The sequence below is a fragment of the Actinoplanes sp. NPDC051851 genome (assembly GCF_040681165.1).
Lineage (GTDB): Bacteria > Actinomycetota > Actinomycetes > Mycobacteriales > Micromonosporaceae > Actinoplanes.
Map to the genome: position 1 here is coordinate 47066 of NZ_JBFAYF010000058.1, position 10867 is coordinate 57932.

Genomic DNA, 10867 nt, shown 5'->3' on the forward strand with positions numbered 1-10867 from the left:
CCCGGTCGGCTGGCGATCCGGGGTGCCTCACGCCGGTCGGCTGGCGATCCGGGGTGCCTCACGCCGGTCGGCTGGCGATCCGGGGTGCCTCACGCCGGTCGGCTGGCGATCCGGGGTGCCTCACGCCCTCCGAGAGGCCCCTGACCACCAGCCACCCCGGGAAAGCTGGCACCCAGAGGTCACTCAAAGCCGCCGACACACCCATGGACGCCAGCCACCAAGATCAAACCAGCAGTTGATCATGAAAAGTCGATCAAACCCGGCCAGCCAGGGCCCACCCCGGACGACGACCGAGAACGCCTACCCCCGAAGCCCGCCGGTGAGACGGGGTCAGGGAGTGGTGGGGAGGCGGACGCGGAGGGCGGCGCCGGAGTCCAGTGGGTCGACCGTGAGGGTGCCGGAGTGGCCGGAGACGATCTCGCGGGCGATGGCCAGGCCCAGGCCCGTGCCGCCGCCCTGGCGGGAGCGGCTGTCGTCCAGGCGGACGAAACGATCGAAGATGCGTGACCGCTCCGCGGCGGGGATCGGCGGGCCGTCGTTGCCGACCACGATCTCGCCGTACCCGTTCGTCGTGGTCAGGCTGATCGTGACCACGGTGGCGGCGTAGCGGACCGAGTTGTCGACCAGGTTGCGCAGCACCCGGTTGAGCTGGTCCGGGTCGCCGGTAACCCGGACCGGGTCGACCGCGCCGGCGATGCGCAGGGCCGGGTGCTCCACCGCGACCCGTTCCCGCTCGGCGTAGACCAGGTCGTCCAGGTCGACGTCCTCGCGGCGCAGCGACAGCTGTCGGTCGTCGACCCGGGCCAGCAGCAACAGGTCGTCGACCAGGCGGGCCATCCGGGCGGTCTCGGTGCGGATCCGCTCGACCGAGCGGGCCGGCTTCTCGTCCAGGTCGGCGGCGGCGAGCAGGTCGGCGTTGGCGTGGATGGTGGTCAGCGGGCTGCGGAGTTCGTGGCTGGCGTCGGCGACGAAGCGGCGCTGGGTGGCCGCGGACGCCTCGATCCGGTCGAGCATGGTGTTCATCGTGCGGGCCAGCGCGGCGATCTCGTCCTCCGCGAACGGCACCGGCAGGCGGGCGTGCAGGTTCGTCGCGGTGATCGTGGCGGCTCGCTGCCGCATTCCTTCGACCGGCTTGAGGGTACGGCCCACGAAGAGGAAGGTCGCCACGATCACCGACACGGCGAGTACCGGGAGGCCGATCAGCAGGGCCGTGACGATCGCCTCGGTGGCGTCCGAGACGTAGTCCATCGACTCGGCGACCAGCACGATCCGCTCGCCGGCGGGGGTGTCGACGCCGACCGCGAGGATCCGGAACGGGTCGCCCTCGCCGATCGCGAGCAGCCGGGTCTCCTCGTCCTGCTTGCCGGCCTCGGGGCGCAGCCCGGACATCGCGCCCAGCCCGGAGATCGCCGAGGAGCCGTACACCACGTCGCCCGACACGTCGAGCACCTGGACCAGGCTGTGGCCGCCGCCGTTGCCGGGGCGCAGCGCGGCGCCGAGCGCGGACGCGTCTCCGGCGGTGAGCGCCGCGGTGACCTGGGCGGCCCGGTCGTCGAGGCTGGTCTCCACGTCGTCGAGGAGCAGGCTGCGCGCGATCACCAGCAGGATGCCCCCGGCGAGCACCGAAGCCAGGAACACCACGATGCCGGCCGCCAGCGCGGAGCGCATCCGCACGCCGAGCCGCCGTCGTAACCTCAACAAAGGCCGCATGCCGGTCACGCTAGTCACGCCGGACGGCGGGCCGCCACGAAAGCGTCTTCAGCGGTCTCTCAGCCCGGTGCGGCGAGACTGGCGCATTTGAGGGAAGGGGCGTGACATGCGGGTTCTCGTGGTGGAGGACGAGGTGAGCATGGCGGAGACGATCCGTGACGGGCTCACCCCGGAGGGTTTCACCGTCGACCTCACCCACGCCGGCGACGAGGGCCTCTGGACCGCCACCGAAACCCCTTTCGGAGCGTACGACGCCATCGTGCTGGACATCATGCTCCCCAGGCTCAGCGGGTACGAGGTCTGCCGCAGGCTGCGCGAACGTGAAGTGTGGACGCCGATCCTGATGCTGACCGCGAAGGACGGCGAGTACGACCAGGCCGACGCGCTCGACCTGGGTGCCGACGACTACCTGATCAAGCCCTTCTCGTTCGTGGTGCTGATCGCCCGGCTGCGCGCGCTGATCCGCCGGGGCGCCCCGGAGCGCCCGTCCGTGCTGCGCGCGGGCGATCTGACGCTGGACCCGGCGGAGCGGCGGGTTCTGCGCGCGGACACCCCGATCTCGGTGACGCCGCGGGAGTTCGCGCTGCTGGAATTCCTGATGCGGCACCGGGGGCAGGCGATGACGAAGACCGCGATCATCGAGAACGTCTGGGACGCGCACTTCGACGGCGACCCGAACATCGTCGAGGTCTACATCGGGTACCTGCGGAAGAAGATCGACCACCCGTTCGGGCGGGCCACCATCGAGACCGTACGCGGGGCCGGGTACCGGATCGCGGCCGACGGCGGGTCTCCCTCGGAGGAGTTGTTCAGCAAACCTTAAGGCCGGGCCGCCGACCCTGACGTCCATGATCAGCACACAGACGCCGGCGCCCGGTGCCGTCGTCATCTTCTCGGCGAGCATCGGGGCCGGGCACGACGGGGCCGCCCGGGAGCTGTCCCGGCGGGGTGTCCCGGTGGTCCGGCACGACTTCCTCGACATGCTCCCCGCCGGGCTGGGTCCCGCGCTGCGCGAGGCGTACGCCCGGCAGCTGCGCACCGCCCCGGCGAGCTGGGGCCGGCTGCTCGACGCGGTCGCCGGTCCGCGGATGGGCACGGGCGCCGGTGGCCTGATCGCTCCCGTACCCGGAAAGGTTCTGTCTTGAAAACCCTGCCCGCGCTCGCCGCCGTCCACGCCGCACCGGCCGTCGCCGCGATCGGCCCGGTACGCCGCGCCCTCTTCCCCGCGCTCGCCGGGATCGGCGGCGACCCGCGGCACGTCGCGCTCACCTTCGACGACGGCCCGCACCCGCAGGCCACCCCGCGGCTGCTCCGGATGCTGGACCGGCACGGCGTACGAGCGACGTTCTTCCTGGTCGGGCGGATGGTCGAGGAGCACCCCGAGGTGGCCCGGTCGATCGCCACGGCCGGGCACGAGATCGCGGTGCACGGGTACGACCACCGCCTGCTGCTCCGGCGCACGCCCGCGGACACCCTCGCCGACCTGGGCCGGGCCACCTCGGCCGTGGTGGCGGTGACCGGGCGCCAGCCGGTGTGGTGGCGGCCGCCCTACGGGGTGGCGAGCACCGCCGCGATGATCGGAGCCCGCCGCCTGGGCCTGGCCCCGGTGCTCTGGACCTGCTGGGGACGCGACTGGACCCGGCGCGCCACCCCGGAATCGGTCTACCACGCGGTGCGCCGGGGACTGGCCGGCGGCGGGACGATCCTGCTGCACGACAGCGACGTGTCGGCCGCCCCGAGCTGCTGGGAGTCGATGCTCGGCGCGCTGCCGTCGATCCTGGCGCTGTGCCGGGCGCGCGGATACCGGGTCGGGCCGTTGGGGGAGCACGGGTTGCGTACCCGGGAAGCCGCCTTTCAACGGGCTCCGCGGACCCGGAGGACGGCGACGGCCGCGACGACCGCCGGATCGACGACCTCGCCCGGGCCCGCCTGACCTCAGCGTGAGGCCGGGATGTCCAGGCCCGCGGCGCCCAGCACGTCGTCGGCCTCGACCTCGGCCGGGGTGAACCGGGGCTGCGCGGTCCGGGGCAGCAGCAGGCCCACCGCGAGGGCGGCGGCCACGGCCAGGACGGCGCCCGTCACAAAGACGATGACCAGCTGCTCCTCGCGGGGCAGCGGCACCGGGCCGGGGATCGGGTTGCGGGTCATCATGGTGACCACGAACGCGGTGCCCAGCGACATGCCGACCGAGCGGGCGATCGAGTTCACGCTGTTCGCGATGCCGGTCTCGGCGGGCGTCACGTTGGCGACCAGGAGAGCGGGGAGGGCGGCGTACCCGAAGGTGACCGCGGTGTTGACCACCAGCGCACCGACGATGACCTCCCACGTCTCGGTGTGCAGCGCGGCGAGCATCGCGAAGCCCGCACCGGCCAGCAGCGCCGCGATCACCAGCGTCGCCCGGGCACCGAAGCGCGCGACGAGGCGACCGCCGACCGGAGCGCTGATCACCCCGCCGGCGGTGCCGGGCAGCAGGTAGACCAGGCTGGCGACGAGCACCGAGGCGCCGAACCCGTACCCGGCGACCGTGGGCGGCGTCTGCACCAGCTGGGAGACGCCGAGGAAGACCGCGAACATCGCGAAGCCGAGGAAGAGACCGGCGGTGTTCGCCAGCACGATCGGCCGGTGGCTGAGCATCCGGGTGCTGACCAGCGGGTGCACGGCGCGCCGCTCGAAGAACACGAATCCGGTCAGCACCACGACCGCGGCGACCAGCAGGCCGAGCACCCGGGCCGAGCCCCAGCCCCAGCCGTTCCCCTCCTCCAGCGGCAGGAGCAGCAGCACCAGGCCGAGCCCGAGCAGCGCGGCGCCCGGCACGTCCAGGCCGCCGGTGGCGGCACCCGCCCGGCGCGGCAGCAGCCAGACGCCGATCAGGCCGATCACGGTCAGCGCGGTGGCCAGCCAGAACAACCGGTGGTAGTCGCCGCCGTCGCGCATCAGCAGCCCGGTGACCACCAGGCCGAACCCGGCGCCGACCGAGAGCATGCCGCTGACCAGGGCCATCGCTCCGGTCAGGCGGTGCGGGGGCAACTCCTCCCGGAGTACGCCGATGGCGAGCGGGAAGAGCCCGAAGCTGGCCGCCTGGGCGACCCGCCCGGCGAGCAGCAGCGGAAGGCTGGAGGTGGTCGCGCCGAGCACCGAGCCGAGCAGCACCACGAGCAGCACGCCGAGCATCACCGGACGGCGTCCGTGCAGGTCGCCGAGGCGGCCGAGGAGCGGGGTGAGCACCGCGGCGGCGAGCAGGTTGGCGGTCACCACCCAGCTGGCCGCGCCGGCCGAGACGCCGAGATCCGCCTGGATGTCGGCGACGACCGGGACGACGAGGGTCTGTAACGCGGAGACGAGCAGGACGGCGTAGCAGGCGACGGGCAGAGCCGTGCGCGTACGGAAAGGCATGGGTTTGAAATTAGACCCGCCGCCAATAGTTTTCAACACTGCGTCAAAAACTAGAGATGCAGCGTCAATTACATTTGATGGGCTGTAGAGTCGGCGGCGTGCCAGCCATCAAGAGCCGCCGCGCCCCCACCAAAGGCGACCAGCGGGAGCAGTCCCTGGTCGAGGCCGCACGGATGGTCTTCCGGGAGAAGCCGATCAGCCAGGTCACGATCGACGAGCTGGCCGGGGCGGCCGGGATCACCCGCTCGGGCTTCTACTTCTACTTCGAGTCCAAGCAGGCGCTGCTCGCCGCGGTCGTCGACCAGAGGATCGCCGAGGCGGACATGGAGATGTCCGAGTGGCTCGCCTCGGACGGGCTGGACCGGGACGCGCTCCGCCGAGGCCTGGCGCGCGGGCTGGCCCGGTGGAAGGTCGACGGGCGGTGGCTGCGCGAGGCGTTCCTCGCACCGTACCCCGGCCCCGAGGTGCAGCAGATCCGGGACCGGCTGGTGCAGCAGGGCTGCACGATGTTCAGCAAGCGGATCGAGCGCGACGCGAAGGCCGGGCTGACCGTCGGCGGCCCGCCGGACCTGCTCGCCAAGATGGCCGTGAACCTGCGCAACGCGACCTTCTCCGACGCGTACGCGAACCCGGACGAGTTCGACGAGGGGGAACTCCTCGACACGCTCGCCGACGCGGTGCTGCGCCTGGTCTACGGCGTCGTCACAGCAGGATGACGTGGCCCGCCCGCGGCGTCACGTGGCCCGCCCGCGGCGTCACGTGGCCCGCCCGCGGCGTCACAGCTGGATGACATCACCCGCCCGCGGCGTCACAGCTGGATGACGTGGCCCGTCCGCGGTGGCACCGCGCCGCCGAGGACCTCCCGCCAGACCCGGCCCAGCTCGTCCGGGCCGGTGCTCACCCGGACGTCGATCCAGCCGCCGGCCAGCTCGGCGAAGCGCCGCCACGCCGTGGTGAAGCGCTCCTCGAGGCCGTCGGCTCCCCAGTCGAGGCGGCGCTTGCGCATCTGCACCGGCGCGAAGAACACCTCACCGGCGGCCGCCGCGTTCGGCACCTGACCGGTCAGGCCGACCGCGATGTCCCGGACCAGCCTATCTCCGAGGCGGTCGCGTAGCCCGGCACGCACCTCCGGAGAGCCGGACAGGTCGAGATAGACGGTCGGCACGTCGTCGACACGATCCAGTTCCCGGTACGACACCACGTCGTCGTAGCAGCTCAGCGACCGGGTGAACGCCAGGTTCCCGGGTGAGGTCAGCCCGATCAGGCGCACGCCGCGGCCCCGCAGCTCCGCCGCCGTGGCATAGGCGGTCTTGCTCGATGCCGACGATATCACCAGCGCGCCGGCCCCGTAGAAGTCGTTGTCGGCCACCTGATCCGCCAGCATGAAGGAGGTGAAGAAGAGCGGACGGAACAGGATCAAAAGATCTTCATGATCCTTCCGGTACGCCGGATCGCCGCCGGTCGCCCGGTACACGTTGTACGGCGAGGGCAGCTCGGCCCGGTGTGGGGAGGCGTCCCGGAACCCGGAGTCGTCGACCCGCGACGGGCGGACCACCAGGTGGCTCGCCGTGGGGAGATACCCGTAGACCCGCAGCCCGGTCGCCACCTCCGGCACGGTCGACGCGACCACCTCGGCGAACCCCCAGAGCGGCGGCAGGCCAAGGTCGGGGGTGAGCCCGCGCGGCTCCGGCGGGAAGAACTCCCAGTACCGCATCGCGTCGCCGAGCACGGCGTAGGTGACGTTGTTCGCGGTCAGCCCGACCCGGTCGACGCGCAGCAGCACCTCACCCTCGGTCAGGACGGGCAGGTCAGCGTCGGCGTACGTGATCCGGCCGAGATCGTCCCGGCTGACCGCGACCGTCCATGAGCGAGGCATGCCCCCGACGCTAAACACCGAGCTGGGACCGCACAAGTGCACGGCCAGTGCAAAATCCCACCCCCGGGTTATCCCCCAGCCGAAGACGGGGGCCAGCCCCGTTACGCGGGCCGCGCCGCGTCCCTAGCGTTGAGGACGTCCTTCGATGCCTCTACGGGGAGTAACTCATGGTCATCCGCACCGCCCTGCTCGCGCTGACGGTCGCCGGCAGTGTCGCGCTCGCCCCGATCGCCCCCACGGCGCTGACCCTGCCCGCGCCGACCGGGCCGTTCCCGGTGGGCACGGTCGACCTGCATCTGGTCGACCGGTCCCGCGCCGACCCGTGGACGGCCGACCCGGCGTACCGGGAACTGATGGTGAGCCTCTGGTATCCCGCCGCCGACGTGGACCGGTTCCCGCTCGCACCGCACATGACGCCCGGTGCGGCCGCCCACTTCGGCGGTGCCGATGGCGCGGCCACCCAGCTGTACGACATCCCGGCCGGCGCCGTGGACTTCGCGACCACCCGGACCGGCGGCCACCTGGGCGCCCCGATCGCCCGGCAGCGGCAGCCGTTCCCGGTGGTGCTCTACTCCCCCGGCGCCGGTGACCCGCGGACCTGGGAGACCACGGTGGTCCAGGACCTCGCCAGCCGTGGATACGTGGTGGTGACCATCGACCACACCTACGACGCCTCCGAGGTGGAGTTCCCGGACGGGCGCGTGGCCGGCGGCGTACTGCCGAAGCTCTTCTCGGAGATCTCGGAGCCCGCCGGGTTCCAGGCCCTGGCCGGCAAGATCTTCGACGTACGCGTGGACGACACCCGCTTCGTGCTGGACGAGCTCGCCGCGCTGAACGGCGGCGCGAACCCGGACGCCGAGCACCGGCCGCTCCCCACCGGCGTCGCGGGCGCCCTGGACCTGCGGCGGACCGGCATGTTCGGCGTCTCCGCGGGCGGGATGACCGCGCTGCAGACCATGGACGAGGATCCGCGCATCACGGCCGCGATCGACATGGACGGCGCCGTCGAGTCACCGCTGCTGACGGACCCGATCGCGCTCTGGCCGGTGGCCCGCGACGGCCTGGACGGGCCGTTCCTGCTGATGGGCGACGAGGCCACCGACCACCGGCAGACCCCGTCCTGGTCGATGCTCTGGGACAACAGCGGCGGCTGGCACGGCGACGTGCGGCTCACCGGGGCGACGAGCGAGGACGCCTACAAGGACGCCGTCCCGCTGCTCCCGCAGATCGCCCGGCAGCTCGGACTCCCCGACGACTTCGTCACCGGCGCCCTCGGCACCATCGACCCGGACCGCGCCGTCCCGGCCGAGGAGGCCGTCGTCGGCTCCTTCTTCGACCGGTGGTTGCTTGGCGGCCACGACGATCACCTTCTCGACGGCCCGTCGCCGCGCTGCCCCGACCTCACATTCGTCTCCTGATGTACCTCTCTTGAGTACCCCGCGGCGTCGGGGTACTCAAGAGACGGAGGTGCCTCACATGATTCTTCCCGGTCTGCCGCCGATCGATCCGCTCAACATCCGGCCGCTGCTCATGCTGGACGTGGCCCACGAGATGATGCTCAGCAAGTCCTGGCCGCTGCGCGCGGTCACGGTCGTCTTCGAGAGCCACACAGAGCCGGAGGCGCGGTTCAGCTTCTACGGCGCGAACCATCCCCGCTCGATCGACGAGGTGCACCACCGGCGGCTGGACGTCGCGATCCTCAACCCGGTCGCGCTGCTGAACATGGCCCGGCTCGGCCGCGGCGCCTACGACAGCCCGCGGGACGTGGCGACGATCGCGGTGCTCCCACACGACGACCAGCTCGGTTTCGCGGTCGCCGACCGGCTCGGATTCCGGAGTCTCGGCGACATCGCCGCCGCGCGGTACCCGCTTCGGGTGTCGGTCCGCGGCTCGCTCGACGCGGCGACCAGCGTCTCGGTCGACGTGGTGCTCAGGGCTCACGGTTTCAGCCTCGCCGACATCGCGTCCTGGGGCGGCACGGTCGTCTACGACCAGCCGATGCCGATGCGCGGCGACACCGACCGGATCGGCCGCCTGGCGTCCGGCGAGATCGACGCGATCTTCGAGGAGGGCACGGTCCTCTGGGCCGACGCGGTCACCGGGGCCGGCGCGACCCTCCTCCCGATCGACGAGCCCCACCTGGCCACCCTGGAGTCCCAGGGCTTCCGGCGCGCCCTGATCGAGAAGTCCCGCTACCCGTCCCTCCCGTCCGACGTCCCGACAGTCGACTACAGCGGCTGGCCCATCTTCTGCCGCTCCGACACCCCCGACCTGGTGATCGACCAGTTCTGCCGCGGCCTCCACTCGGCCCGCAACCACCTGGTCTGGGACCTCGGCCCGGTCTCCCAGCCCTCACTCCCCCTCGACCGAATGGTCCGCGACTCCCCGAGCACCCCACTCGACGTCCCGCTCCACCCCCACGCCGAGACCATCTGGCGAGACCTGGGCTACCTGCCGTAACACCACACCACCGCACCGCACCACCACCACCACCGCCGCCGCCGCACCACCGCCGCACCACACCACCACCGCGCCGCCGCCGCACCACCTCCGCCGCACCCACCGCGCCGCCCGCCGCACCACCACCACCGCGCCGCCCGCCGCACCACCACCGCGCCGCCCGCCGCACCACCACCGCCGCGCCGCCCGCCGCACCACCACCGCCGTTGCACCGCACCGCAGCAGTGCTCAGGAAATGACGAATGCGCAGGCCTCCGATCGCGGTCATTTCCACATTCATCGATCGACCGCAAGTCCTGAGAAGATTGCAGATCTTGCGGTCGAGAATTCTCATCCACAGAAATTCCAGGAAGATCAATCATTGGCGGGACGGCGCGACCCGCAGGAGAATTTCCTCATGCGACAGCTTCAATTGTTCTCCCGGGCCCAGGTCGCCGATATGCGAGACCGAACGAAACGTCGCAACTATTCGCCCGAGGCGGAAGACTTTCGTCGCGAGCATGCCCGGCATCGCTCGTGGGGTCTGACGCAACGACACACCCGAAAGCTGCAACGTCTACACGGCCACGTCCCAGACGATGCGGAACTGATGGCAGCCTGGCACGAGCGCCACTCCGCAACGCGCACGAACAAGACGCCCGCGCCCGAAAAGTCGCACAAGCCAGCCGAACCCAGGCCAGCCGAGCCCCAGCCCCAGCCCCAGCCCCAGCCCCAGCCAGTCGAGCACAAGCCAGTCGAGCACAAGCCCGAACCCGCCCAGCCCGGGCCCGAACCCGCCCAGGCCGGGCCCAAGTCCGCAGAGCCCGAGCCCGCAAAGCCCGAGCCCGCAAAGCCCGAGCCCGACTCCGCAGAGCACAAGCCCGGACCCGAGGCATCCGAGTACAAGCCCGTCGAGCACAAGCCATCTGAACTCCGGAACGCCATATCCCAGGGCGCCGAGGCCGCGAGGGCCGGAACCGAACAGAGCGCAGGACGCGAGGCCAACGCCCGTGACGAACATTCTCATCTGACCGAAAATGAGGGGCCACACGAAGCAGCGCACAAAATTGCATACGGAATATCGAACGGGAAATCAGAACGGACATCGCAAAAAATACACTGCGGGAGCCAGCGTGGAGCACTCCCGGCATTCGAGAATGATGGAGCTCTACACAGGATCAACGAACGCGGGCCTCCTGTCTCAATAGTGGACGGCTACCACCTCAGGCCACCAATCGAAACCTCTGCACGATGACGGTGGCCGGGCAACCTCTCCGGATCAGCGCGTTGTCAGCTGCCCCGCCACCCGGCACGACGACGCGGGCGGCGGGGCGGCGCGGCACGGCGCGGCGGCGCGGCGCGGCACGGCGCGGGGGCGCGGCGGCGGGGGCGCGGCGGCGGGGCGGCGCCCGGGGCGGGGGTGGGGGGGTGGCCAGAGGGCCGACCCCC

Annotated in this window: 10 protein-coding genes; 6 read left to right on the forward strand and 4 right to left on the reverse strand. The window is 71.7% G+C overall.

The window, feature by feature from the left end:
- Window positions 1–330: 330 nt before the first annotated feature.
- Complete coding sequence (locus AB0M08_RS37750) at window positions 331–1710, reverse strand: ATP-binding protein (RefSeq protein WP_364504495.1); 1380 nt, start codon at window positions 1708–1710, stop codon at window positions 331–333.
- Window positions 1711–1816: 106 nt separating this feature from the next.
- On the opposite strand from AB0M08_RS37750, the gene AB0M08_RS37755 reads away from it, so the two are divergent.
- From AB0M08_RS37755 to AB0M08_RS37765, 3 genes are read left to right on the forward strand one after another with little or no spacing between them, the layout of a single operon-like run.
- On the forward strand, window positions 1817–2533 hold the full coding sequence (locus tag AB0M08_RS37755; RefSeq protein WP_364504497.1) for a response regulator transcription factor: 717 nt from the start codon (window positions 1817–1819) through the stop codon (window positions 2531–2533).
- Window positions 2534–2558: 25 nt separating this feature from the next.
- Window positions 2559–2855: a hypothetical protein gene (locus tag AB0M08_RS37760; protein WP_364504499.1), complete on the forward strand. Its 297-nt coding sequence runs from the start codon at window positions 2559–2561 to the stop codon at window positions 2853–2855.
- On the forward strand, window positions 2852–3643 hold the full coding sequence (locus AB0M08_RS37765; protein ID WP_364504501.1) for a polysaccharide deacetylase family protein: 792 nt from the start codon (window positions 2852–2854) through the stop codon (window positions 3641–3643). The genes AB0M08_RS37760 and AB0M08_RS37765 overlap by 4 nt, the downstream gene beginning before the upstream one ends.
- 2 nt (window positions 3644–3645) lie before the next feature.
- Here the strand turns inward: AB0M08_RS37765 and AB0M08_RS37770 are convergent, their stop codons facing one another.
- The gene (locus tag AB0M08_RS37770; protein ID WP_364504503.1) at window positions 3646–5103 is read right to left on the reverse strand and encodes an MFS transporter; all 1458 of its coding nucleotides are present in this window, start codon (window positions 5101–5103) and stop codon (window positions 3646–3648) included.
- A gap of 98 nt (window positions 5104–5201) precedes the next feature.
- Between AB0M08_RS37770 and AB0M08_RS37775 the strand changes: the two genes are divergently transcribed.
- Window positions 5202–5819, forward strand: a complete 618-nt coding sequence (locus tag AB0M08_RS37775) for a TetR/AcrR family transcriptional regulator (RefSeq protein ID WP_364504504.1) — start codon at window positions 5202–5204, stop codon at window positions 5817–5819.
- A 92-nt stretch (window positions 5820–5911) separates the two neighbouring features.
- Here AB0M08_RS37775 and AB0M08_RS37780 read toward each other — a convergent pair whose 3' ends face one another.
- On the reverse strand, window positions 5912–6979 hold the full coding sequence (locus tag AB0M08_RS37780; RefSeq protein ID WP_364504506.1) for a DUF2855 family protein: 1068 nt from the start codon (window positions 6977–6979) through the stop codon (window positions 5912–5914).
- 167 nt (window positions 6980–7146) lie between these two features.
- On the opposite strand from AB0M08_RS37780, the gene AB0M08_RS37785 reads away from it, so the two are divergent.
- Together AB0M08_RS37785 and AB0M08_RS37790 are read left to right on the forward strand one after the other, a co-directional pair.
- Window positions 7147–8397, forward strand: a complete 1251-nt coding sequence (locus AB0M08_RS37785) for a hypothetical protein (protein WP_364504508.1) — start codon at window positions 7147–7149, stop codon at window positions 8395–8397.
- 58 nt (window positions 8398–8455) lie between these two features.
- The gene (locus AB0M08_RS37790; RefSeq protein WP_364504510.1) at window positions 8456–9439 is read left to right on the forward strand and encodes a hypothetical protein; all 984 of its coding nucleotides are present in this window, start codon (window positions 8456–8458) and stop codon (window positions 9437–9439) included.
- A 1202-nt stretch (window positions 9440–10641) separates the two neighbouring features.
- On the opposite strand, the gene AB0M08_RS37795 is transcribed toward AB0M08_RS37790, so the two are convergent.
- Window positions 10642–10867, reverse strand: a 226-nt coding sequence (locus tag AB0M08_RS37795) for a hypothetical protein (RefSeq protein WP_364504512.1), incomplete at its 5' end; no start/stop codon positions are given.

Excerpts from the sequence above, each read along its gene's own strand:
- AB0M08_RS37750 (WP_364504495.1), bottom strand. The coding sequence starts at position 1,710 with ATGCGGCCTTTGTTGAGGTTACGACGGCGGCTCGGCGTGCGGATGCGC.
- AB0M08_RS37760 (WP_364504499.1), top strand. The coding sequence starts at position 2,559 with ATGATCAGCACACAGACGCCGGCGCCCGGTGCCGTCGTCATCTTCTCG.
- AB0M08_RS37770 (WP_364504503.1), bottom strand. The coding sequence starts at position 5,103 with ATGCCTTTCCGTACGCGCACGGCTCTGCCCGTCGCCTGCTACGCCGTC.
- AB0M08_RS37785 (WP_364504508.1), top strand. The coding sequence starts at position 7,147 with ATGGTCATCCGCACCGCCCTGCTCGCGCTGACGGTCGCCGGCAGTGTC.
- AB0M08_RS37755 (WP_364504497.1), top strand. The coding sequence starts at position 1,817 with ATGCGGGTTCTCGTGGTGGAGGACGAGGTGAGCATGGCGGAGACGATC.
- AB0M08_RS37780 (WP_364504506.1), bottom strand. The coding sequence starts at position 6,979 with ATGCCTCGCTCATGGACGGTCGCGGTCAGCCGGGACGATCTCGGCCGG.
- AB0M08_RS37790 (WP_364504510.1), top strand. The coding sequence starts at position 8,456 with ATGATTCTTCCCGGTCTGCCGCCGATCGATCCGCTCAACATCCGGCCG.